This is a genomic window from Diaphorobacter sp. HDW4B (assembly GCF_011305535.1).
GTDB lineage: Bacteria > Pseudomonadota > Gammaproteobacteria > Burkholderiales > Burkholderiaceae_C > Diaphorobacter_A.
The window spans coordinates 4,112,834-4,137,026 of record NZ_CP049905.1 but is presented as its reverse complement, the minus strand read 5'-3'; the positions used below and the strand labels follow the sequence as shown (position 1 = coordinate 4,137,026).

The window sequence follows — 24,193 nt, the reverse complement described above, 5'->3', positions numbered from 1 at the left end:
CTATTTTTTTCACACCAGGAGCGAGACCATGAAACTCAAAAAAGCCCTCATCCAGACCACCTTCGCCGCCATCGGTCTCGTGGCCACCATGGCCCACGCGCAGACCGTGGTGCTGTACTCGTCCAACAACACCGAGACCATCGAAACCGCGCTCGACGTGGTGAAGAAGAGCGCGCCCAACCTCAAGGTGCAGCAGGTCACCGGCGGCACGGGCTCGCTCATGAAGCGCATTCAGGCCGAAGCCAAGAACCCGCGCGGCGATGTGCTGTGGAGCGGCGGCTTCGGCACGCTCGGCGCATACAAGGACCTGCTGCAGCCCTACAAGGGCCCGGGCCTGGAAAGCATTCCGCCCGAGTTCCGCGGCCCGAATGATCTGTGGGTCGGCACGAACGTGCACGTCATGGTCATGATGGTCAACGAGCGCCAGCTCAAGGGCAACGCCGCGCCCAAGACCTGGTCCGACCTGATGAAGCCCGAATGGAAGGGCAAGTTCGCGATCACCGATCCGAGCAAGAGCGCCACGGCCTACATGCTGGTCTACGGCCTGCTCAAGCAATTCGGCAAGGACGGCTTGGAAAAGATCGCCGCCAACGCGGTGGTCACCTCGTCGTCCGGCACCACCTACAAGGGCGTGGCCTCGGGTGAGTACGCCGTGGGCCTGACGATTGAATACGCCGCGCAGGAATACGTGGCAGGCGGCCAAAAGGAAATCAAACTGGTCTACCCCAGCGAAGGCAGCTACCTCGCGCCCGAAGGCATGTTCATCGTGAAGGGCGCGAAGAACATGGACGCCGCCAAGACGCTGTACAACGCGCTCATGAGCAAGGAAGTGCAGGAGGCCGAACTCACCAAGAATTTCCGCCGCCCGACACGCACCGACATCCAGGTCTCCAAGCTCACGACGCTGCCCGATCTGAAGTCGATCAAGATCTTCCCGCTGAACCAGGACGCCGCTTCGGCTGAATACGAACAGCTCGTCGCGCTGTGGAATATCGCAGTAAGCAAGGCACGCTGATCCGCTGAAATCGGGTTTGCAAAAGAAGCGGCTGAACTGCGGTTCAAGCCGCTTTTTTCATGCCGATGCCCATGCGCTGGCTGCTTTCCAGTATCTGCGCCAGCACCTGCGGCACCTGCTCTGCCGCCTTGCTCTGCACACGAAGCGTGGCGCGCTTGTGCTGATCCAATTGCCGCAGCAGCTTGTCCACAGCAAGGTCAATGCGCTTGTAGCTCGGCAGCACCAGGCCGAGCTTGTTGTCGCGCACCCAGTCTGTGCAATAACGCTCCTGCGGCATGGTGAAGGCATTGCGCACCACGATGGGCGGCAGGCCCATGTGCACGGCTTCGCTCAAACTTCCGCTGCCCGGTTTGCCGATGAAGAAATCCGCAAGCTGCATATAACGCGCCATCTCGCGTGTGTAATCGAGCACCACGGTCGGCGCGTTGCGCTTCATCGCACGCATGGCCGTGGCAAGCGCCGCATTGCGGCCACAGGCGACGATGAGCTGCGTGCCGCTCAAACGCTGGGCCATCGGCAACATGGCCTTGGAGCCTTCGGAGCCAAACAGAATCAGCCCCACGGGCTTGGATGGATCGAGCCCCAAAGCCGCCCGCTCCCTGTCGCGATCCAATGGTTGAACCTGATGGAACTGCTCGCCCAACAACATGCCCGATACGCCCCAGGCTCGGTGCGGTGCAATGCCTGACGCACGCGCCTGCGCCAATGCGTAAGGCGAGCCGCACACCAGAATCTGCTGCGTCTGCGGCTCGGTCCAGAAGCGCGGCGGGCAATCGGCCAGATCGGTCATCACGGTGACGAACGGACTGGCAGGTTGCGCGACTGCGAGCGCATCCGCCATCGCGCGGTTGAAATTGGGAATCAGCGACACAACCATCGCCGGGGCCGTTTCGCTCCAATGCCTGGTAAGCGACTGCACCAGCGAGCGATGACCAAAGCGGATCATCTGCTGCAGCACCCGCAACTCCTGCGACAGTCCCAGCGTCCAACCGCGCGCCAGTCGCTTGTTGTAGACATCTTCGGGCTCCATGCCCGTCCAGTGACGAAAACGCGCGTTGGGATCAAGCACCTCGAACAGATGCGTGCGCTTGACCTGCCAATCCAAACCTGCGCGTGCAATCGCCGATTCCAGCGCCAACGACGAAGCACGATGGCCCCCGCCCGCATTGAAGTACACCAGTTCGATCACCGGCATGTCAGACCGTGGAGACTGTTGCAGATTCATCTTCATTCATCACCTCCCCCGCAGTCGTCGTCTGGCTCTTGCGCACCGACGTTGCAGACTTCATTTCATCGGCCCACTGAATGATTTCCAACGTGCCATCCGCATGCTCGGCAAGCGCCGTCAGGCTCTCCACCCAGTCGCCATCGTTGGCATACAGAATGCCATCGATATCGCGCATCTCGGCATGGTGAATATGGCCGCAGATAACGCCCTGCAAACCGCGCTTTCCGGCCTCTCGCGCGACGGCGTTTTCAAAATCACCCACATAGTTGACGGCACGCTTGACCTTGAGCTTCAGGTACTTGGAGAGCGACCAGTAAGGCAGCCCCATGCGTGCGCGCATCGAGTTGAGATGGCGGTTGAGCTTGAGCGTGAATTCATAGAGCGAGTCGCCCACATAAGCCAGCCACTTGGCACACTGGATCACGCCATCGAACAGATCACCATGAATCACCCACAGCTTGCGACCGTCCGCCGTTTCGTGAATCCAGTCTTCGGCCACATGCACGCCGCCAAAATCAAGCTGCAGATAACGCCGAGCAAACTCGTCATGGTTGCCCGGAATGAAGATCACCCGCGTGCCCTTGCGCGCCTTGCGCAGCAGCTTCTGCACGACATCGTTGTGCGCCTGTGGCCAGTACCACTGACGGCGCAATTGCCAGCCATCGATGATGTCGCCCACGAGAAACAGCGTCTCGCATTCCGTGTGCTTGAGAAAATCGAGCAACGCCTTGGCCTGACAACCGGGCGTGCCCAGATGCAGATCGGAGATCCACAGCGTTCGATACCGCTTGGGGGGTCTGGACGCATCGAGCATGTCGTCGACCAAGTCGGGCGGCACGTCCTCCGCTGGAGGGGTTTGGATAAAAGCGTTCAGCAGGGCGTCATCGCGTTTCATGAGCCTGCATGTTGGGGGGCTGACGAGTCAGGCTCGTGACGGATATGGGGCAGTTTCGTGACTATCTGGCACTTGCCTTTTCCCCTTTTGGGGCGTGTAAGGTTCGTTTTTTGCTCCTGTCAGGGGTTTTCTTACGGGTGCCGGGACTGCCCCCGGCTGGGCAGTAATTTTTTGCTTGCGCCAAAAAGTCACCAAAAATCGCTTTGAATTCGGGGGCACGCGGCAGAACTCACAGCGAGCCCCGAAGGGCTCTCCGTTCGGGCAACCGCCGCGAGTCAGTGGTTTCATAAGAGGTGTGTCACGGCACTTCGCGTTGCTCGTGCTGCATCTCGCGACGTCGCGAGATGCCTGGGCATAGGTGCGGTGAAGAAACTCATTTCGTCGCGATACTCGCGCCTCCGCTGCTGCACCGCAGAGTGCAGCAGCGCCCTCCCCAGTTTTGGTCTGACTCACGATAGTTGCCCGAACGGAGCGCCTACGGCGCAAAGTGAGTGCTATCGTGGGTATTCAAAAGCGCGCTTTTGGTGACTTTTCGCGCGCCAGCGAAAAGTTACTCCGCCGCCGAGCGGAACTCCCGGCCTCCGTAAACAAACCCCCAGCAGGAGCAAAAAAAGACCACTCAGCGCGCAGCAACCGCGCCACGTTGCCTATGCGCCCATCCCCACATGGCAGCCCCCGCCAAAATCATAGGCAAACACAACCACTGCCCCATGCTCAGCCCCATGGACAGAATGCCCAGAAAATCATCCGGCTCGCGGAAGTACTCCGCGATGAATCGGAACACGCCATACCCCACGAGGAACGCGGCCGACACCTCGCCCAGTTTGCGGGGCTTGCGCGCGTACAGCCACAGCAGCACGAACAGCAGCAGACCTTCCATCAGAAACTGATAGATCTGCGATGGATGGCGCGGCAGCATGGAGCCGCTTTGGGGGAACACCATGCCCCATGGCAGATCGGGGCTGGAGAAACGGCCCCAGAGTTCGCCGTTGATGAAGTTGCCGATGCGACCAGCCGCCAGGCCCGTTGGAACGCAGGGTGCGATGAAGTCGGTCACTTCCAGCCATGGACGCTTGCGGGAATGGGCGAACCAGATCATCGAAGCGATCACGCCCAGCATGCCGCCGTGAAAGCTCATGCCGCCTTGCCAGACAAAAAAGATTTCCAGCGGGTGCGACAGGTAGTGGCCTGGTTTGTAGAACAGGCAGTAGCCGAGTCGCCCGCCGACAACGACGCCGACGACGCCAAGGAACAGGATGTCTTCGACGTCCTTGCGCGTCCAGGCGCGGTTGCCTGTCATCGACGCATAGGGCTCGTGCTTGAGACGGCGGGTGCCAAGGAACATGAACAGGCCAAACGCCACCAGGTAGGTGATGCCATACCAGTGGATGGCGAGCGGGCCGAGTTGCAGGGCGACGGGATTGATATGCGGGTACATCAGCATGATGGGCGGCATTTTGCCGCATGCGTCTGTCCGCACGGAGACAAACGGGTTTGCGCGCTCGAATGGAATCATTTGCGAGAGTGGCAGAATTTGTGCGATCAATGTCCTTGCTGCCACGCCAGAACGCGCGCACACTTGCATCCATGCCAAGGAAATCTTCCACCGCCGCCAACAAAGCACGTCGCGCCAGCGAGGGCCATCTCGTGGTCTGCGTGGGATATGACAATGCGATGAGCCTCGACATCGCCGGACCGCTGCAGGTGTTTGCGACGGCCAATGATGTGCGGATCAAGCAAGGCTTGAAGCCTTGGTATCTGCCGCAGTTGGTCGCAAAAAAGGCGGGCGTCGTGAACACGTCAAGCGGACTCAAGATGCTGGCCGAAGCCGGTTGGCGTGATCTGACCTTGCCCACCAACTGCACGGTGCTGATTCCGGGCGGTGATGGCATCAACGTGGTCCAGCACGATGAAGCGCTGCGCGCGTGGCTGCAGCGCATCGAGCCGCAGGTGATGCGTCTGGGCTCCGTGTGTTCCGGTGCCTTGGTGCTCGCACGGGCCGGGTTGCTGGATGGATGCGCGGCGACCACGCACTGGTGCCGCGTGGATCAACTGCGCGAGATGAATCCGGACATCGTGGTGGACAGCGACAGGCTGCACACCTTCGACGCCGATCACCCTGTCTACAGCCATCTGTTCACCTCAGCGGGCGTGACGGCGGGCATCGACCTTGCGCTGGCTTTGGTCGAGGCCGATCTGGGCCGCGCCACTGCGCTGGCCGTGGCGCGGCAATTGGTGATGTTCATGCGCAGACCCGGTGGACAGGCGCAGTTCAGCCCGCTGCTTGCGGCGGAGACCACGCATGCGCCGCGTCTGGCGACGCTGCTTGACTGGATACCCGGCCAGATCGGTACCGACCTGAGTGTGGACCGGCTTGCCGAACAAGCCTGCCTGCCGCCGCGCACATTGGCGCGCGTGTTCCAGAAAGAGTTGGGAACGACGCCCGCGAAATACGTGGAGCGGGTGCGCGTCGAAGCGGCTTCTGCGCTGCTCGGGCAACAGCAAGCATCCGTGTCGACCGTCGCGCGGCTGTGCGGCTTTGGCCATCCAGAGAACCTGCGCCGCAGTTTTCACAAGCATCTGGCCGTGAGCCCGCAGGCCTTTGCCGAGCGATTCGGCACGGGCTGAAGTACGGGCTGAAGTCCGGCCTTCCACTTTTTTATTCGCAACCTTCGCCCGCTGGCTCCATCAGAGCAGCGGCCGGGCGTTCCTGCGCCATCCGTTTTCGAGAGGAGTCCTTCCATCATGATGCTGCGTCGCTATCCCCAACTTGCCGTGCTCAGCGCGGCGCAGGCCCTGTACTGGTCCTGCTCGATCATCGGCATTGCGCTGACGGCTCTGGTCGGCCAGCGCCTTGCACCCTCGCCGCTGCTGGCGACCTTGCCGCTCGCCCTGCTGGTGCTCGGCAATCTGCTGGCCGTGGGTGCGCTCGCGCGCTGGATGCAACAATCCGGCCGACGTCGCGGACTGCAGCGGGGCGCGGTGTTCGGCATTGCAGCGGGACTGCTGGCAGCGTTTGCCGTGCATGCGCAAAGCTACTGGCTGTTCTGCGGATCGATGCTGCTGCTTGGCGCTTATCAGGCATCGGCGGGCTTTTACCGCTTTGCTGCGCTCGATGGCGTGGACACCCTGCACAAGGGCCGCGCCGCCGCGTGGGTGGTGGCGGGCGGAATCGCCGCTGCCCTGCTCGCCCCCAGCGCCGCACTGCATGCCGTGAACTGGCTTGCCACGCCGATGGCAGGAGCCTATGTCTTCATCGCGGTGCTGTCGCTGTGCGCCTTGGTTCTGTTGAACTGGCTGCCGTCCAGCGAATCGGCACAGCCCGGCAAAGCCGCTTCAAGCAAAGCGCTGCGCAAAGAACTCTGGTCGCGCCCCGCTGTGCGTCAGGCTTTGTGCATCACGGCTTGCGGGCATGGTCTGATGATTCTGGTGATGAACGCCACGCCGCTGGCCATGCACGATCACGGCCATGCGCTCGGTACCTCCACGCATGTGATCCAGTGGCATGTGCTGGGCATGTTTCTGCCGTCGCTGGTGGCGGGCTCGCTGGTTGATCGCTGGGGTGCCAGACCGGTGGCATGGATCGGTGCGCTGCTGCTCGCAGCGAGTTCCGCTATCGCGTTGAGCGGCCTGTCGGCCACGCTGTTTCTGGTCAGCTCGCTGCTGCTGGGCGCGGGCTGGAATCTCATGCTGCTGGCGGGCACGACCCTGCTCACGCTCGCCCATTCGGCCGAAGAACGCTCCACCGCGCAGCCGATGATGGAGTGGACCAACAGCGCGGTCGCGGCCATCATGTCGTTCAGTTGCGGCGCGCTCATGCAGACGCTGGGTTGGCAGGCGATCAACATCTTCGCGCTCGTCGTGCTGCTGGCGGTGGCATGGTGGCTGAGCAGGCCGATGAATGCGACTAAGAATCAGGCTGCCCAGCAGGCTCTGTGAATTGCCAGCTCGATTTGCAGGCGAGCGGCAAAGCGCGCGATACTTCAGGCCATACGAAATCCAAAAAAGAAAGAATCCGACCATGCAAGGCCAGCCTGAAGTCATCGAAAGCCTGAAGGAACTGCTGCGCGGCGAGCTTGCCGCCCGCGACCAGTACTTCATCCACTCGCGCAACTACGAAGATCAGGGCTTTGTGCGTCTGTACGAGCGCATCAGCCACGAGATGGAAGAGGAAACCGCGCACGCCGACGCCATCCTGCGCCGCATTCTGATGCTGAACGGCAAGCCCGACATGCGCCCCCACGCGTTCGAGCCCGGCGACACCGTGGTCGAGATGCTCAAGAAGGATCTGGACACCGAATACACCGTGCGCGCCAACTTGAAGGACGCGATGGCGCTGTGCGAAACCCACCGCGACTACGTCAGCCGCGACATCCTGCTCGCGCAACTGGGCGACACCGAAATGGACCACGCCTACTGGCTGGAAAAGCAGATCCGCCTGATCGACCAGATCGGCCTGCAGAACTATCTGCAGACTCAATCCGCGCCTTCGTCGTCCGCCGACGCCTGATTTCGGGCTTTCAAGCTTTCAGTCGCGCGCCGAGATCGACAGCTCCAGCGGCTTTTGCGGCTTTTGCGGCCGCAGCGTCACATGCAGGAGCGGCACGGGCGCGCGCATTCCCTCCGGCGCAGTCAGCCGCCAACGCTGCAGCAGCAGCGCAGCCACCAGACTCATCTCCGCCGTCGCCAGATGCTGACCCAGACAGACGCGCGGCCCGGTGCCGAAAGCCATCCACGCGCCGCGCGGTGCTCTGGACAGTTCGCTCGCCTCACCATCTGACGACAGAAACCGCTCGGGATTGAAGGCTTCGGGCTGCGCAAACCAGCGCTCATCCTTCTGCCCCACATGCAGCGGAATCATGAACTGCGTGCCTGCCGGAAACACATATCCGCCCAGCGCAATCGGCTGCTGATTCACGCGGCTCATCAGCATGGGCGCGGCGGGATAAAGGCGCATGCTTTCCTGAATGCTTGCGCCGAGCAACGGCATCGCGGACAACAACGACTGCCATTGCGACTCGTCTTTCAAGCCTTCCAGCGACCGCGCATCCGGCAAGATGCTGCGCACCTCCTGCGCGATGCGCTCTTGCCAATGCGGATTGCTGGCCATGCACCAGGTCCACCAGGTGAGCGTCGACGCCACGGTTTCATGTCCGGCCTGAAACGCCGTCGTGCATTCCTCATGCACCGCAGAAATCGGCCACGCATCGGGAGCCGAACGATGCAGATGCAGCAGACGCGCGAGCAGGTCATCGGGCCATTCCGAATCAGCCACGCGCAGCCGCGCCTCGATGTGCTTGTCGATGAAGGCATTGAGCTGCCCGATCGCTTGCCGCTTGCGCATCTGGCTCGGTAGCCAAGACGGAAAAAACCGCGACGGAATATAGAACTCGCGATTCGCGGCCTCGGTGATCACGCGCAGATCATGCTGGGCCTGCCGCGACTCCTCGCCCATCGCGCACGAGAACATCACCCGCGCGATGACGTCCATGGTGAGCGCCGTGAGTTCCTCTTCCACCGGCCAGCGCTGCTCGCCCGCATTCGCCTTGGGCCAACGCTGCAAAGCCTCCTGCGTGACGGCCGCCATGCTCGGCAAAAGCGACTGCACAGCCGCAGGACTGAAGGCCGGATTCAGCGCCTTGCGTTTGCGTTTCCAGTCCTCGCCCTCGGCCACCAGCACGCTGTTGCCATGCATCTGCGCAAACACCGAACGCGCACGCTCCCAGCGCGTCAGTTGATCATGGTGATTCACCAGCAACTCGCGCGCCAGCGACGGATGCATTACCAGCACCAGATGCTGTGGCCGGATGTGCAGATGCACCAGATCGCCGAACTGTGCATGCCAGCGCCGAAACTGCCCGAGCGGATCGCCCGACATCTGGTGCAGCAAGCCCCAGCCGGTCAGCCAGACCCTGGGACCGGGCGGCCAAGCGCCCTGCGGACGGGACGCAGGCTCCGCAGCCGAGCGCCCCGCCATGGGACAGCCCCCGTTCACTGCCGAGTCGTTCTCCGTGCGAACCATTGCCATTTCTCCGAATGCCGATGCAGAAATATGCCCACAGTACACCGCACTCCCCGACTCCGGCAATCCCACGCAGGTGGGGTGGTCCTGCATGCTTCATTCATTGTTCCAGAAACAGAACGTTGAAGCTGAATTTCGCCCACTACTCAGCGCATTGTTTCATCCCCATACTATGAACATGTTCAACGGTGCTCCGATCAAACAGGAGCGCCCCGCCAAGGAGAAACGTCATGCTGAAGAAAGTACTGGGTGTCCACGAAGCCCCTGCCCGCCATTGGGTGGGCAACGGCTTTCCCGTGCGTTCGCTGTTCAGCTACAACGACCACGGCCGCTCGCTGAGCCCGTTCCTGCTGCTCGACCATGCCGGTCCGCAACGCTTTGACCCCGCCAACAAGCCACGCGGCGTCGGCGTGCATCCGCACCGTGGATTCGAGACCGTCACCATCGTCTACGAAGGCGAAGTGGCGCACCGCGACTCCACCGGCGCAGGCGGCACCATCGGCCCCGGCGACGTGCAGTGGATGACGGCCGCGTCCGGCATCCTGCACGAAGAGTTCCACTCCGAAGCCTTCACCCAGACCGGCGGCATGCTGGAAATGGTGCAGCTCTGGGTGAACCTGCCCGCCAAGGACAAGAGCGCCGCGCCCGGCTATCAGAACCTGCTGAACAAGGACATCCCGAGCGTCGATCTGCCCAACGGCGCAGGCCGCGTGCGCGTGATTGCCGGTGACTTCGATGGAGGCAAGGGCCCTGCCCGCACCTTCACGCCCATCAACGTATGGGACGTGCGACTGAACGCAGGTGCCACAGCCGAACTGCCCACCGTCTCCGGCCACACGCTGGCGCTGGTGGTGCTGCGCGGCACGCTGCTGGTCAACGGCGAGGAAATCGTCCGCGAAGGCCAACTCGTGCGCATGGAACGCGAAGGCGACACCGTGACGCTGGAGGCCAACAACGACGTGACCCTGCTGTGGCTCGCAGGCGAGCCGATCGACGAGCCTGTGGTCGGCTACGGTCCGTTCGTGATGAACACACAGACCGAAATCGTTCAGGCGATGGAGGACATGCGCAGTGGGGAGTTTGGGCGGATGGCGGCATCCCAAGCGCCATCAGCGCTGGTCGAAGCGTCGGACCCGGCGCATGCTCCGGCGAATTGAAGCAGTCAACTCAGTTATCAATTGAGCATATCAAGGGCACTTCGGTGCCCTTTTCTCTATTACTCGCGGCTTTTCATCAGTATTAACAAGTTTTAACAATTGCATTCATCAAAACGATGCAACGATGCAGAAATAGCTGTGATCCAGACGCTCCCTATCGTGCAAAAAATGAATTGCAAAGATAAGCCCGAAAAAAACAACAACGTCACGCAGCCTGTTCGACTGGTTCAGTTGTCCATTCCTCTGGGCTGACATGCGCTCCAACGCGGCGCATGTTCGCTTGTGTCCGAATCTGATTTTCAAGTTTTGGGAGACTTCATGCTGCCGCCGCCTTTTGCCCAACATGTTGTTGCGCGCCTGATTTCCGGCTCGATTTTTCTGACTGCAGCAGGGCTTTGCTCAACAGCGTTTGCTGCGCCCACCATCTCAATCCCGGCTGGCACACAGACGGTCAACGAAAATCTGGCACTCACCAACGCTACGCGAACGCAGTTGAATTTCGCCAGTTTCATTCAACTGGTGGCGTCATCCCCCGCCGATTCAACTTCGACGTTCAAGGTCAGACTTTCTGTGACCCATGGTGCGGTGTACCTCAGTACCACAGCGGGTCTGGCGGCGGCTGGGGGGACTTTGTTTGACGCCGCGACGAACGCACCCGTCGGACCTATGCTCAATCATGGGCCCAGCACAAATATCGACTCCATCACTGTCCAAGGCACTTTTGCTGCAATCAATACTGCGCTGACGAATCTCGTCTACACGCCCAACATCTACTACAACGGCAGCGACGTACTGAAAATCGAGGTCTTCAATCCGGGTTTGCCTGCCGTTTTCGATGCCACCGCGACGCCGCTTGCGACAGCCACAGCGAGCATTTCTGTTGCCGCAACCACTGCCAATCAACGCAAAGTGGCACTCAACGACTTTAATGGAGTGACGCAAAATCAGACCGCCTCCGGCAACGTCCTGAGCAACGACCTCAATCCCGGCCCCGGATTGGCGGTCACAGCGTTCACGGTCGGCGGAGTGGCAGGTACCGTCGGCACCGACTTTCCCATCGCAGGCGTCGGCGTATTCAATCTGGCGTCCACTGGTGCCTACACCTTCAAGCCTGCCGCCAACTATCTCGGCCCCATCCCCGAGATTGCCTATACCGCAACAGACACCTCGCCTTACACGACCAACTCCAGCCTGTGGTTGACCATGCTGCCGGTCACCAGAGTCAGTGGCACAGCCGACATCAATGCACCCGATGCGTCGCAGGCGATGAAGGCCGACACCAGTGGGGATGGAATCATTGACGAGGCAGAAGCAAGAGCGGGGGTGGCCAATTACGTCAACATCTCCACGCCCAATAATCTTTCGCTGGCCGGGGGAACGTACACCAAGGACATCGACGGCGTGAACATCGTGCCGGTCACGATTCGCGGTCTCAGCACCAACAACCCCGGCGGAGGCTGGTTGCAACCCAGCTTGGCAGCAGCAACCTCCATGATGGACTATGGCGAATGGGGAACCAACCCATCCTTCGGCCCGCTGGGCCCCAGCTTCGATTTCGAGATGGCTTTTGCCAAAAAAACCGTGGCACGGCTGTCTACGCTCGTCGCCCCCCCACAACACCTCCCACCCATGTCAACAGCAAACAGGTTGGCACCGAAGTCGTCTCCTTCACGGCCAAAGGGGCAGCAGCAGGATTTGACTGGATCATTCCCAGCATCTACCTGGACCAGACCAATGACCCGCTGACGAATGCGTCTGCACTCTACGGCATTCAGCGCATCGTCCGATCCACAACCACCGTGGCGAACGACACCATCACCATCTATGGGGCGGCACCAAACCACAACACAGGCCCCAAGGTGGCCTACGAAGTCTTCACGAATCAAGCCGTCGATGGCGTGCTCGTGCATCACAAGACCGTCATCTACACCAACGCTCAGCAGGTCTCAGGGGTGCAATTGGCGGTTCAGCCCCTCGTCAACAATCCTCCCGTGGACCCCGACGACACGAATACGGCCTACAAGAACGCCACGTTGACCGTGAGCGCAGCCAATGGTGTTCTCAACGGTGCGAGCGACCCGGACACGGGCGACATTCTCAGCATTCTCTGGTTCCAGCTTCCCGGTGACACGACGGTCTACGCTGCAGGTCAAACCGCCAACATTGCAGGCGTTGGCACGCTGCAGATCAACGCCGATGGCAGCTACGTGTTCACGCCTGCCGCCAACTACGTCGGTCCCGTTCCGGTTTCCACCTATACGGTGACCGATGGCAATGGCGGGCTCGACACCTCGACGCTCACCATCACGATGGCCAACAACGATCCGCCCATCGATGGCAACGAAGTGGAGACCACGCCGCAGGGCACTCCCATCAGCAAGAACGTGCTGAGCAATGCGACCGACCCACAGAACGACCCGTTGAGCATCACCGGCTTCGTCGTTGGCGGTACGCCATACAACCCGGGCGACACGGCCACACTCCCGGGCGTCGGAACGTTGCTGATCAATGCCGATGGCAGCTATGTGTTCACGCCTTTGGTCACTTACACAGGTGCCGTTCCGCAAGCAACCTACACGGTCAGCGACGGGCATGGCGGAGTGGACACGTCCACGCTCGACATCACGATCACCCCGCATGTTCCGGCAGCACCTGCCAGCACTCCGGAAGACACACCAGTCCCCGTCACTGGCGTCACGATTCCGCCTGCGGGAGCGACAGTCACCACGACAGTCACGGTGACGAATGGGACTGCCACCGTCTCCACCGGCGGTGCGACCGTGACAGGCAACGGCACCAGCACCATCACGATCACCGGCACACCCGCACAGGTGAACGCTGCCCTGAGTGGTTTGACCTTCACCAACACGCCGGACTACAACGGCCCCGCATCGGTCACTATCACGCCGGACAACGGAGCCGCACCGCAGACTGTCCCCATCCCCGTGACGCCTGTCGTCGATGTCACCGACGACGCTCGCACCACGCCGCTGAACACGCCCGTGACGATTCCTGTGCTGGCCAACGACAGTTTCGAAAATCCCGCCCGGGTCATTTCGGAAATCAATGGGCAGGCCGTGACAGTCGGCACGCCGATCACCGTAACCAATGGCACTGTCACGGTTCAGGCGGACAACACGGTGATCTTCACGCCCGACAAGGACTACACGGGCACTGCCCAGTTCACCTATACCGTGTCAGCGGGCGGAGTGAAGGAAACCGCGAACGTGACCGTTACCGTGAACGGCAGCACCGCAGCTCCCACACCAGTCCCCGTGGGCGGCAGTTTGTTTGGCGGCCTGATGGTCACGCTGATGGCGGCATGGGGCATGCGGAATTTGCGTCGCCGCAAACCATAAAGCGATAAAGCCGTCCAACAAAAACGCACCCATGGCTTGCTGCCGGGGTGCGTTTTTCATTGCACTCGACCAAACCCGGACATCGCTCATTCCGTGTTGTCCACGAGTGTGAAAGAGGCATCCCTCACAGCACGCGCCGCTGCAATGCGGATACGGAGCCCAAGAAAAAGCCGCTCACGAGGAGCGGCTTGGTCATCGAGGCATGAGGCGCGCTCAATCGTCCAGCAGCGACGTGTCGCGCACCGCGCCCTTGTCGGCAGAGGTCACCAGCTTGGCGTAGGCCTTGAGCGCGGTGGACACCTTGCGTGGGCGTGGCTTGCTGGGCTTCCAGCCCTTGGCGTTCTGCTCTTCGCGGCGGCGGGCGAGTTCTTCGTCGCTCACCAGCACGTCGATGGTACGGTTGGGGATGTCGATGCGGATCTTGTCGCCGTTGCGCACGAGGCCAATGTTGCCGCCAGCGGCCGCTTCGGGCGAGCAGTGGCCGATCGACAGGCCCGATGTGCCGCCCGAGAAACGACCGTCGGTGAGCAGCGCGCAGGCCTTGCCCAAGCCCTTGGACTTGATGTAGCTGGTCGGGTACAGCATTTCCTGCATGCCGGGGCCGCCCTTGGGGCCTTCGTAGCGCACGACGACCACGTCGCCCGCCTTGACCTTGTCGGCCAGGATGTTCTCCACGGCTTCGTCCTGCGACTCGACGACGTGCGCCGGGCCTTCGAACACGAGGATGGAGTCATCCACGCCCGCCGTCTTCACCACGCAGCCGTCGAGCGCGATATTGCCCTTGAGCACGGCCAAGCCGCCTTCCTTGGAGAAAGCGTGGTCATACGAGCGGATGCAGCCTTCGGCGCGATCCAGATCGAGGCTGGGCCAACGGGTGCTCTGGCTGAACGCCACTTGCGTGGGGATACCGGCAGGACCCGCCATGTAGAAGGTCTTGACGGCTTCGTCAGTGGTGCGGGTGATGTCCCACTGCGCGAGCGCGTCCTTCATGGTCTTGGCGTGCACGGTGGGCACATCGGTGTGCAGCTTGCCTGCGCGATCGAGTTCACCAAGGATGGCCATGATGCCGCCTGCGCGGTGCACGTCTTCGATGTGGTATTTGTTGGTGTTGGGAGCCACCTTGCACAGCTGCGGCACGGTGCGCGAGAGGCGGTCGATGTCGGTCATGCCGAAGTCGATTTCGGCTTCTTGCGCAATCGCCAGCAAGTGCAGGATGGTGTTGGTGGAGCCGCCCATCGCGATGTCGAGCGTGATGGCGTTCTCGAACGCCTTGAAGCCCACCGAGCGCGGCAGGATGCTCGCGTCTTCCTGTTCGTAGTAGCGCTTGCACAGTTCCACGGCCAGACGACCGGCGCGCTTGAACAGCTGTTCACGGTCCGAGTGCGTGGCCACCACGGTGCCGTTGCCCGGCAGCGCCAGGCCCAGCGCTTCGGCCAGGCAGTTCATGGAGTTGGCGGTGAACATGCCCGAGCACGAACCGCAGGTCGGGCAAGCGGAGCGCTCCACTTCGGCCACCTCTGCATCGCTCACCTTGTCGTCGGCGGCCATCACCATGGCGTCGATCAGGTCGAGCTTCTTGATCTGGATGGTTTTCACGCCATCAACACCGGGCACGGCCAGCTTGACCTTGCCGGCCTCCATCGGGCCACCCGAGACGAACACGACCGGAATGTTCAGGCGCATGGCGGCCATCAGCATGCCGGGGGTGATTTTGTCGCAGTTGCTGATGCAGACCATCGCGTCGGCGCAGTGCGCGTTCACCATGTACTCGACCGAGTCGGCAATGATTTCGCGGCTGGGCAGCGAATACAGCATGCCATCGTGGCCCATGGCGATGCCGTCGTCCACGGCGATGGTGTTGAATTCCTTGGCGACGCCGCCAGCGGCTTCGATCTCGCGCGCGACGAGCTGGCCCAGATCCTTCAGGTGAACGTGGCCGGGCACGAACTGGGTGAACGAGTTGACCACCGCGACGATCGGCTTGGAGAAGTCGTCATCTTTCATGCCGGTGGCGCGCCACAGCGAGCGGGCACCAGCCATGTTGCGACCGGCGGTGGATGTTTTGGAACGGTATGCGGGCATCGTGGTTACTGAATAGGAAACGGAAACAGAAACACTCTTTTGGGCAGTCACCCAAGCGGGGCTGCCAATTTATCAAAAAAGCTTCGGGGGCCCGCAGGGTAAACCGGGTCATGTGCCCGATTCGCTGGGTTGGGAAGCCTTTTGGGCTCCTGCGGCGGCGCTCCGGACAGAACTCCGCCATTATCCCGCAGCCCCCGCGCCTCATCAGCCGACAGGGCTTAGCCCTACCCTCGCCATAGGAGATGCGAGACTTCTGCTGTGAAAGATTTCAGTGACAGGTGTTTGCAGCGGCTTTACGTGCGCGACATCGGCATTGACGATGCGCGCACGCAATATGCGCCCATGCACAAAGCCTTGCTCAACCGGAATTCAGCGACGGTCGCTGCGGCCAATCGCCTGCTTGGCGCGGTCGATACGGTCTTGACGGCGCTTGTCCATCTTTTCCATGGCCTTGCGCTTGCTGTAACCGGATGCATCCGCCCAGGTCCACCAGATCGCCGTGACAGCAAATGGAGAAAGAACCACCCACCAGGACCAATTGGCCACCGGGCCGACTTCCAGATACTTGAGCAGAACCAGCAGAATCCCCAAACCCAATGTGTACACGGTTGATTCCTCCAAAATGCCTTGTTGAATTGTTCGAATGCTGCGATGTGACGGCGGTGGATTGCGCCGGATAAGTAAAAACTGATCCGACGCGCAAACCGGAAATTCTTGAACCGGATCATCGTTTCCGGTCAACCCCGATCACTACAATCGCATTAAGTACCAGTAACTGTAACCCACGGAAGATAGGAAAAGAAGATGAAGCGCTCCCTGATCACACTCGCAATGACGCTCGCAGTGGCAGCCCCAGCCTTCGCTGACCAGGCTCTTGCCACCTCGAAGAACTGCATGGCCTGCCACGCAGTGGACAAGAAGCTGGTGGGCCCTGCTTTCAAGGAAGTGGCCGCCAAGTACGCAGGCAAGGCCGGCGCATCCGAAACGCTGGCTGGCAAGATCATCAAGGGCGGCTCCGGCGTGTGGGGCCCCGTGCCCATGCCTGCCAACGCCCAGGTGAACGACGCCGATGCCAAGAAGCTGGCTGACTGGGTGCTGACCCTGAAGTAAGCATCGCTCCTTCAAAAATCCCAACAAAAACGCCGCGCTGCAATCTCTGCAGCGCGGCGTTTTTCATGGGAGGAACCGGGTGATGTCGGTTGTCAGAAACGCTCGCCGGAGGGCTTGAATGCGCCCACGTCCACATCGGCCACCCGCTGGACCCCGGAGGCTGAGGATGCCCGGCCACGCAGTTGGTCCTCCAACTGGCCCATGAAGGCTGCGGTCACGTTCTCGGACTCGGCGGTGCGGGCCGTCACGCGGGCTTCCATCGCGTCCATGCGGGCGTTGAACAGGTCCTGCGACTGGCGCTGCTGGGTTTCCAGAAACTGGCGCAGTTCGGTGAAGCGCGACATCTCGGCCTTGTCTGCCAGATCACGCTGGGCGTTCATGTCCTTGACGTGGCGGCGCGTCTCCAACAACACCGAGCCGTGCAGCGTGAGCACGTAGGCCAGAAAGAACACACTCAGCAGAATCGTCAGGCCCAGCATGATCGCGCCCAGCGGCGCTTCGATGTCCGTCACGCCGAGCGAGACGGTGGTTGGTGTGATCAGCGTGTTCCAGTTCAAAACGGCCAGAGCCGCAATGGCGATGGAAATCAGCAAAAGAATGATGGTTCTGATATTCATGGAAAGCAAACTCCCTCGAAGCAGAGTTTCGACAAACAGGTATGGGAAACCTTGTTTGTATCCGATGCCAAGCACCGACTGTGGAATTGCCCGAGATTTACGGCCAAGTCCTACAGATTTTTGACAAAGCTATACAAATACCAGCGCTCAGAATGAGAAAAGCCCGCAGTCGTGAAACTGCGGGCTTTCATTCGACTACCGAATATCAGTTGGTTTCAGCCAATTGATCTGCAAGAAAAAGCTCTGGTGAACACATCACATCGCTGCGCGATAGGAGTGTTCCCCGAATCCGGCAATGCGCCTTGCGCATCGCGCCTTTCGGCGCGTTCTTGATCAATTGGTTTCAGCCAATTGATCCAGAATTGCCGGGTTCTCCAGCGTGCTCGTATCTTGCGTGATCTCCTCGCCCTTGGCCAGCGAGCGCAGCAGGCGGCGCATGATCTTGCCGCTGCGGGTCTTGGGCAGGTTGTCGCCGAAGCGGATGTCCTTGGGCTTGGCGATGGGGCCGATTTCCTTGGCCACCCAGTTGCGCAGTTCGGTGGCAATCGCCTTGGCTTCGTCGCCTGTCGGACGGCCGCGCTTCAGAACGACGAACGCGCAGATCGCTTCGCCAGTCACGTCGTCGGGACGGCCGACCACGGCGGCTTCGGCCACCAGATCGGTCTTGGCGACCAGCGCGGATTCGATTTCCATCGTGCCCATGCGGTGACCGGAGACGTTCAGCACGTCGTCGATGCGGCCCGTGATGCGGAAATAACCGTTGTCGGCATTGCGCACCGCGCCGTCGCCCGCAAGGTAGTAGCCTTTGAGCTCTTCGGGGAAGTAGCTCTTCTTGAAGCGCTCTGGATCATTCCAGATGTTGCGGATCATGGACGGCCAAGGTCGCTTGATCACAAGAATGCCACCCGAACCATTGGGCATGTCGTTGCCCGATTCATCGACGATGGCGGTGGTGATGCCCGGCAGCGGCAGCGTGCACGAGCCCGGCACCAGCGGCGTCGCACCAGGCAGCGGCGTGATCACATGGCCGCCGGTTTCTGTCTGCCAGAAGGTATCAACGATGGGGCAACGCTCGTGGCCGATATTGCGGTAGTACCACATCCACGCTTCAGGATTGATTGGCTCGCCCACACTTCCCAGAATGCGCAAAGAGGACAGATCCCAATTCTTGGGATGCACCTTTTCGTCCGAATCCGCCGCCTTGATCAGCGAGCGGATGGCGGTTGGCGCGGTGTAGAACGTGGTGACCTTGTGGCGCTGGATCATTTCCCAGAAACGACCGGCATGCGGGAATGTGGGAATGCCTTCGAACACCACCTGCGTGATGCCGGCGGCCAGCGGGCCGTAGCAGACATAGGTGTGGCCGGTGATCCAGCCGATGTCGGCCGTGCACCAGAACACGTCGTCGGGCTTGGCGTCGAAGGTCCAGTCCATCGTCACCTTGGACCACAGCACATAGCCGCCTGTGGCGTGCTGCACGCCCTTGGGCTTGCCAGTGGAGCCGCTGGTGTAGAGGATGAACAGCGGGTGCTCGGCTTCCACCGGCACGGGTGCGCATTCGGTGCTCTGGCCGGCCAGCATCTCGCCGAAAGTCTTGTCGCGACCGGCGACCATCTTGCAGGCGTTCTTGGTGCGCTCGAACACGAAGACGTTCTTCACGCCTTCGCAGCCGCCTGCGTCGATGGCTTCATCGACGATGGCTTTCAGCGGCAGTTCCTTGCCACCGCGCAGCTGGTAGTTGGCAGTGACCACGGCCACCGCGCCCACGTCCACAATGCGCTCGTTCACCGCCTTGGCCGAGAAGCCACCGAACACCACGCTGTGTGTGGCACCGATGCGAGCGCACGCCTGCATGGCGACCACGCCCTCGATGGTCATCGGCATGTAGATCAGAACCCGGTCGCCCTTCTTGATGCCGTGCGCCTTGAGCGCGTTGGCGAACTGGCTCACGCGGGCCAGCAGTTCCTTGAAGGTGACTTTGGTGACGGTGCCGTCATCACCTTCGAAGATGATGGCGGTCTTGTTTTCGGTGGGGGTGCCGATGTGCTTGTCGAGACAGTTGGCGCTTGCGTTGAGTTCGCCGTCGGCAAACCACTTGAAGAACGGCGCATTGGACTCGTCCAGCGTCTGCGTGAAGGGTTTGCTCCACTGAACGTTCTCGCGCGCCAGTCGAGCCCAGAAGCCTTCGAAGTCTTTTTCGGCTTCGTCGCAAAGGGCCTGGTATCCGGCCATGCCAGACACGCGGGCAGCCTTCACAAAACTTTCGGCGGGTGGGAACACTCGGTTTTCCACCAGCACGGACTCAATGGCGCTCATATCTCTGTCTCCTAGGTTACTTGGCTTGTTGTTGATAATATCGAACGTGGCTCTTACGCGACCCTGACTCAGGTATTGGTGCATGCCTCAGGTTTTCCCTGTGACTTTTTGGAGCACCACCTGGAACAAGTCCGGTTGACTAGCCGTCTTTGGTCCCAAAGCCCCTGCGATGAATCATGAAAATACGCGGGCTGAGATACTTCGGGATGCGAGTCTGCGGCAAGTTTCATGCCAGCAGCTCCATTGCAGCCGATGCTGACTGACACGCACATCAACACATGCCGCCCGGCCTTCCCGTCCTGGCGGCTTTGCTGTTCCTGAACAAATGCCACGCCAGCAAAAGCGCCCCTTGCTTCGTTCTATCCAAACACCCTCATGAACACCGCACCGTTGCGCCCCCTCCCCGCGTTGATCTTCGCGAGCCGCTGGCTCCAACTGCCCCTGTACCTCGGCCTCATCGTCGCTCAGGGCATCTACGTCTTCCACTTCTGGGTGGAACTGGTTCACCTCGTCGAAGCCGCCTTCGGCAGCACCGCAGCGCTGGACAAGCTGGTCACCAGCATCGGCTACAAGACCTCCGCGCCCATCACCTCGCTCAACGAGACCGTGATCATGCTGGTGGTGCTGGCGCTGATCGACGTGGTGATGATCTCCAACCTGCTGATCATGGTGATCGTGGGCGGCTACGAGACCTTCGTGTCGCGCCTGAATCTGGAAGGCCACCCCGACCAGCCCGAATGGCTGAGCCATGTGAACGCGTCGGTGCTCAAGGTGAAGCTGGCCACCGCCATCATCGGCATCAGCTCCATCCATCTGCTCAAGACCTTCATCAACGCGGACAACTACTCCGACCGCGTGCTGATCGCGCAGACCGCCATCCACATCACCTTCCTGCTGAGCGCACTGGCGATTGCGCTGACCGACCGCCTGCTGAGCAGCAGCCACAGTGGCGGCAATGGGCACGCCAAGGGCCACTGAGACCCCGCGCCAACCGCGCTGACCACTTCACACCCCAAGCCAGACGGTTGCGCCGTCTGGCTTTTTTGCTTCTGGCAGCGTGCTTGCGGATCAGGCAGACGCTGGCAGCTTCTCGCGCAGCGCCTTGGCCGTGTCCTTGGCCTTGTCGTTCTCGGCCTTGAGACGGGCGATCTCTTCGGGGCTCACGCGCTCCGGGTTGGAATAGTCGAGCTTCCACTCCCAGTTGTCGCTCCACACCTGGGGTGACTGCACCGTGGTGCGCGCAGCGGGCGCGGTCTCCAGCACACGCAACGCAAGCTCCAACGTGTCGCGCTGCGACTGCGCATCATGCGGTTTTCCTGCCCCGTTGCCGAGCGGAAAATCGGAGAACAGAAAGCGCGGCACGCCCACGTATTCAACGATGTCCTTGGCGCAACCCATGATCACCGTCGGAATGCCTACAGCCTCCAGCGCGCGCGCAGTCAGCGACATGGTCTGGTGGCAGATGGGGCAGTTGGGCACCAGCACCGCCACGTCCGCGCCGTCGGCTTTGCAGCGCTCGATGATGAGCGGGATGTCCACATCCAGCGTGTGCCGCTGGCTGCGATTGGTCGGCACGCCGTGGAAGTGTTTCGTCAAGCGACCGATGCGGCCCTGCTCCACAAATTGGCGCATCAACGGCAGCGGAAACCACGCGTTGCCGTCTTCCATCGACGTGTGCTTGCGATCGATGCCCACATGCGAAATGCGCAGGTCGTGGTCCACGTTGGTGTCGCCCGTGAAGGGCTCGTAGAACTTCGCCACCGCGTTGTAGGGCGCACCGGGGCCTTGCGGGCCCTTGTCCGGCTGATACGGTGCGGCGGTCGTGAGCAAGGCCACCGTGCATTCGGACAGCGGTTTTTTCAACGCGGTGAACGGCACCTGAGCGTAGTGCGAATAGCGGTATGGATTGTTGTAGCCCAGCGCCAGATACCAGTCGCGCGTGCGTTGCATGTAGGGCACGGGCACATCGCCGGAATGGACCATGCCGAGGCCGTCGCTGGATTCCGCGTTGGCCTCTTCCACGCTGGCCAGCTTGGTGGCGGTGCTGTTCATTGCTGTCATCTCCACAAATTGAAATTCATACTTGGCTCATGCCCGCCTGCTTGGCGATGGCCTTGAAACGCTGGATCTGCTGCTGGATCTGCGCAGTGATTTCCGCAGGCGTCTGCAGCATCAACTCACCGCCCAGACTCTCGTCGGCAAAGCGCTTGGCCTCGTCGGTCTGCTTGATTTTGTCCACGGCCTGCGTCAGAGTTTGACGCACGGCGTCGGGTGTGCCCTTGCGCACGAAAAATCCCACCCAGCTGTAATGGTCGTATTCAGGATAGCCGCATTCGCGCACGGTTCGAAGCTGCGGCACGGCGTGATGACGCTCCACGCTCGTGATGGCCAAAGCCTTGATCTTTCCGGCCTTGATCGCCGAAGTCGCGCCACCCCAATCCAGCAACCCGGCCTGCACCTGATTGCCCATCAGATCCGACATCAACGGAGCCTGCCCCTTGTACGGAATGTCCTGGAATTTCGCGCCCGACAGGCTCGCAAGATAAGCCACGCCCAACTGGTAGCCCTGCGAATAAGTGCCCACGCTGACCGACTCCTTCTTGGAATGCGCGATCAATTCTTCGAGCGTGTTGAACGGCGAATCCGGCGCCACTGCATACACCGCAGGCCCGCGATACAGCCCCGACACGGGCGTGAAGTCGTTGACCGAGTCATACGGAATGTCCTTGAGCATGACCGGATTCACCACCATCAGCGAAATGTTGCCCAGCAGAATCGTGAAGCCATCGGCTGGAGCGTTTTTCACGGTGCTGATGGTGATCAGCCCATTGCCGCCCGGCTTGTTCTCCACCACAAAATTTGCGCCCAGCAACTTGCCTGCACGTTCGCCGAAGAAGCGCGCTGCCGTGTCCGATCCGCTGCCCGGCGTGAACGGCACGATCACCCGCACCGGCTTGCCTGCCAACTCGCCTTGCGCAAACACGTTCTGCAGCAGGCCCGCTCCCAGCGTGGCAAGCGCCGCCGTGCGAAGCATGTCGCGACGGGAAACCAAATTCGGCGACATCTGAAATTCATGTTCCATGACCAGCGCTCCTTGCTCGTGAATGCAGACAAAACGAATGTGCGATTGTTCAAAAAAGCCGCTTCACGCACGCTGCGTGCAGCCGCTCAACACCCTGATTTCCTGATCCGAAATTCCCAGCGCGCGCAGCACCTCGTGCGTGTGCTCGCCGAGCCTTGGCGCGGCGCTGTGGATCACGCCGCCGCCCTCTTCCTCATCGCCCAGATGAAAACCCGGCCCGACCATCGCGTGCGTGCCCCAGGGCGAATCCACCTGCTGCAGGACCTGACGTGACTGCAGTTGCGGATGCTCGACGATCTCTTCGATGCGGAACACGCGGGCGCACGGCACATCGGCGTGATTGAGCAGCGACTCCCAATGCTCGGGCGAGCGGTCACCGAATGCCGACTCGATGATGTCGCGCAGCGCATGGCGATGCTCGAAGCGCGTGAACCAGTCCTTGAAACGTTCGTCCGCCAACACATCTTCGCGACCCAGCACCGCAAACAGTCGCTGAAACTGCGGCTCGGTCATCGCCGCCAGCACGATGAAACCGTCGCCGCAACGAAAGCGATCTGCCGTCGGCTTGCGGCTCATCGAGAGATTGCCGAACTGCTGCTGCGGCGTTTGGGTGACGGTGTAATCGGCCACCTGCGTGGACAGGAAACTGAGGCTTGCGTCCAGCATCGACACATCCACATGCTGACCCACGCCCGTCTGCGAACGCTGAAAAAGCGCCGTCGCCACGGCGAAGGCCGAGGTCATTCCGCTGAGCACATCGCACAGCGCAAAACCCGCGCGCATGGGGCCCTGATCGGCATCACCGGTGATCGACATGATCCCCGACATGGCCTGAATCTTGCCGTCGAACGCGGGCGTGTTCTTCTCCGGGCCCGTGTGACCAAAGCCCGAGATCGAGCAATAGATGAGACGCGGGTTGATCGCTTTGAGCGCCTCGTAGCCCAGCCCCAGCTTGTCCATCACGCCAGGACGGAAGTTCTCCCAGACGATGTCCGCATCCTGCACCATGCGCCGAATGATCTCGATGGCCGCTGGCTGCTTGAGATCGAGCACCACGCTTTTCTTGTTGCTGTTCACCGCCATGAAGGCCGGTGCCATCTTCTCTGCGGCCAACTCGCGGTTCACGGTGATGGTGCGCGAATCATCGCCCGCCGGCGGCTCGAACTTGATGACCTCCGCGCCCTGCAGCGCGAACTGGTGCGTGCCGAATGGACCGGACAGAAAGCGCGTGAAATCCAGAATGCGGATGTTCTCGAACGGTTTCGACATGGCTTCAGGGGTGTTGAGGAATGAATCGGTTTTATTCCAAA

Annotated in this window: 20 protein-coding genes; 9 read left to right on the top strand and 11 right to left on the bottom strand. The window is 61.2% G+C overall.

What is annotated here, in order from left to right:
• Positions 1-28 precede the first annotated feature (28 nt).
• Positions 29-1,015, top strand: a complete 987-nt coding sequence (locus G7048_RS18835; RefSeq protein WP_166069620.1) for an ABC transporter substrate-binding protein — start codon at positions 29-31, stop codon at positions 1,013-1,015.
• Between the two features lie 43 nt (positions 1,016-1,058).
• Here G7048_RS18835 and G7048_RS18830 read toward each other — a convergent pair whose 3' ends face one another.
• From G7048_RS18830 to lgt, 3 genes are all read right to left on the bottom strand, one after another.
• Complete coding sequence (locus G7048_RS18830) at positions 1,059-2,240, bottom strand: glycosyltransferase (RefSeq protein WP_240933031.1); 1,182 nt, start codon at positions 2,238-2,240, stop codon at positions 1,059-1,061.
• Positions 2,212-3,138 (bottom strand): UDP-2,3-diacylglucosamine diphosphatase, encoded by a 927-nt coding sequence (locus tag G7048_RS18825; RefSeq protein WP_166069618.1) that lies wholly within the window; start codon positions 3,136-3,138, stop codon positions 2,212-2,214. Before G7048_RS18825 ends, G7048_RS18830 begins: the two co-directional genes overlap by 29 nt.
• Before the next feature lie 619 nt (positions 3,139-3,757).
• The gene (gene lgt / locus G7048_RS18820) at positions 3,758-4,582 is read right to left on the bottom strand and encodes a prolipoprotein diacylglyceryl transferase (RefSeq protein ID WP_166071056.1); all 825 of its coding nucleotides are present in this window, start codon (positions 4,580-4,582) and stop codon (positions 3,758-3,760) included.
• Between the two features lie 143 nt (positions 4,583-4,725).
• On the opposite strand from lgt, the gene G7048_RS18815 reads away from it, so the two are divergent.
• From G7048_RS18815 to bfr, 3 genes are all read left to right on the top strand, one after another.
• Complete coding sequence (locus tag G7048_RS18815) at positions 4,726-5,766, top strand: GlxA family transcriptional regulator (protein ID WP_166069617.1); 1,041 nt, start codon at positions 4,726-4,728, stop codon at positions 5,764-5,766.
• A gap of 117 nt (positions 5,767-5,883) precedes the next feature.
• Entirely contained in the window at positions 5,884-7,077 is a 1,194-nt protein-coding gene (locus G7048_RS18810; RefSeq protein ID WP_205750292.1) for an MFS transporter, read from the top strand.
• An 82-nt stretch (positions 7,078-7,159) separates the two neighbouring features.
• Positions 7,160-7,648: a bacterioferritin gene (gene bfr, locus G7048_RS18805; RefSeq protein WP_166069616.1), complete on the top strand. Its 489-nt coding sequence runs from the start codon at positions 7,160-7,162 to the stop codon at positions 7,646-7,648.
• A gap of 18 nt (positions 7,649-7,666) precedes the next feature.
• Here bfr and G7048_RS18800 read toward each other — a convergent pair whose 3' ends face one another.
• Positions 7,667-9,160, bottom strand: a complete 1,494-nt coding sequence (locus G7048_RS18800; protein ID WP_240933030.1) for a cytochrome P450 — start codon at positions 9,158-9,160, stop codon at positions 7,667-7,669.
• A gap of 230 nt (positions 9,161-9,390) precedes the next feature.
• Here G7048_RS18800 and G7048_RS18795 point away from each other — a divergent pair, with 230 nt between their 5' ends.
• The 3 genes from G7048_RS18795 to G7048_RS18785 all read left to right on the top strand — a co-directional run bounded on the left by G7048_RS18795 (position 9,391) and on the right by G7048_RS18785 (position 13,676).
• Positions 9,391-10,317, top strand: a complete 927-nt coding sequence (locus G7048_RS18795; protein WP_166069615.1) for a pirin family protein — start codon at positions 9,391-9,393, stop codon at positions 10,315-10,317.
• 282 nt (positions 10,318-10,599) lie between these two features.
• Entirely contained in the window at positions 10,600-12,063 is a 1,464-nt protein-coding gene (locus G7048_RS18790; protein WP_166069614.1) for an Ig-like domain-containing protein, read from the top strand.
• Between the two features lie 53 nt (positions 12,064-12,116).
• Positions 12,117-13,676: an Ig-like domain-containing protein gene (locus G7048_RS18785; protein ID WP_166069613.1), complete on the top strand. Its 1,560-nt coding sequence runs from the start codon at positions 12,117-12,119 to the stop codon at positions 13,674-13,676.
• Between the two features lie 213 nt (positions 13,677-13,889).
• Here G7048_RS18785 and ilvD read toward each other — a convergent pair whose 3' ends face one another.
• Positions 13,890-15,758, bottom strand: coding sequence for a dihydroxy-acid dehydratase (gene ilvD / locus G7048_RS18780; RefSeq protein ID WP_166069612.1), 1,869 nt, complete (start codon positions 15,756-15,758; stop codon positions 13,890-13,892).
• A 369-nt stretch (positions 15,759-16,127) separates the two neighbouring features.
• Positions 16,128-16,364 (bottom strand): TIGR04438 family Trp-rich protein, encoded by a 237-nt coding sequence (locus tag G7048_RS18775; protein ID WP_166069611.1) that lies wholly within the window; start codon positions 16,362-16,364, stop codon positions 16,128-16,130.
• Positions 16,365-16,562: 198 nt separating this feature from the next.
• On the opposite strand from G7048_RS18775, the gene G7048_RS18770 reads away from it, so the two are divergent.
• Positions 16,563-16,868: a c-type cytochrome gene (locus tag G7048_RS18770; protein ID WP_166069610.1), complete on the top strand. Its 306-nt coding sequence runs from the start codon at positions 16,563-16,565 to the stop codon at positions 16,866-16,868.
• Positions 16,869-16,960: 92 nt separating this feature from the next.
• Here G7048_RS18770 and G7048_RS18765 read toward each other — a convergent pair whose 3' ends face one another.
• A complete protein-coding gene (locus G7048_RS18765; protein WP_166069609.1) occupies positions 16,961-17,485 on the bottom strand; it encodes a LapA family protein in 525 nt (174 codons plus the stop codon).
• 333 nt (positions 17,486-17,818) lie between these two features.
• The gene (gene acs / locus G7048_RS18760; protein WP_166069608.1) at positions 17,819-19,801 is read right to left on the bottom strand and encodes an acetate--CoA ligase; all 1,983 of its coding nucleotides are present in this window, start codon (positions 19,799-19,801) and stop codon (positions 17,819-17,821) included.
• A 375-nt stretch (positions 19,802-20,176) separates the two neighbouring features.
• Here acs and G7048_RS18755 point away from each other — a divergent pair, with 375 nt between their 5' ends.
• Positions 20,177-20,779 carry a YqhA family protein gene (locus tag G7048_RS18755; RefSeq protein ID WP_166069607.1) on the top strand — a complete coding sequence of 201 codons (603 nt, stop codon included), beginning with the start codon at positions 20,177-20,179 and terminating at the stop codon, positions 20,777-20,779.
• Between the two features lie 90 nt (positions 20,780-20,869).
• Here G7048_RS18755 and G7048_RS18750 read toward each other — a convergent pair whose 3' ends face one another.
• The 3 genes from G7048_RS18750 to G7048_RS18740 form a co-directional block, all read right to left on the bottom strand.
• Positions 20,870-21,853, bottom strand: coding sequence for a reductase (locus G7048_RS18750; RefSeq protein ID WP_205750291.1), 984 nt, complete (start codon positions 21,851-21,853; stop codon positions 20,870-20,872).
• A 25-nt stretch (positions 21,854-21,878) separates the two neighbouring features.
• Positions 21,879-22,883 (bottom strand): tripartite tricarboxylate transporter substrate binding protein, encoded by a 1,005-nt coding sequence (locus G7048_RS18745; protein ID WP_166069606.1) that lies wholly within the window; start codon positions 22,881-22,883, stop codon positions 21,879-21,881.
• Between the two features lie 63 nt (positions 22,884-22,946).
• Positions 22,947-24,152, bottom strand: a complete 1,206-nt coding sequence (locus G7048_RS18740; RefSeq protein ID WP_166069605.1) for a CaiB/BaiF CoA-transferase family protein — start codon at positions 24,150-24,152, stop codon at positions 22,947-22,949.
• Between the last annotated feature and the right edge of the window lie 41 nt (positions 24,153-24,193).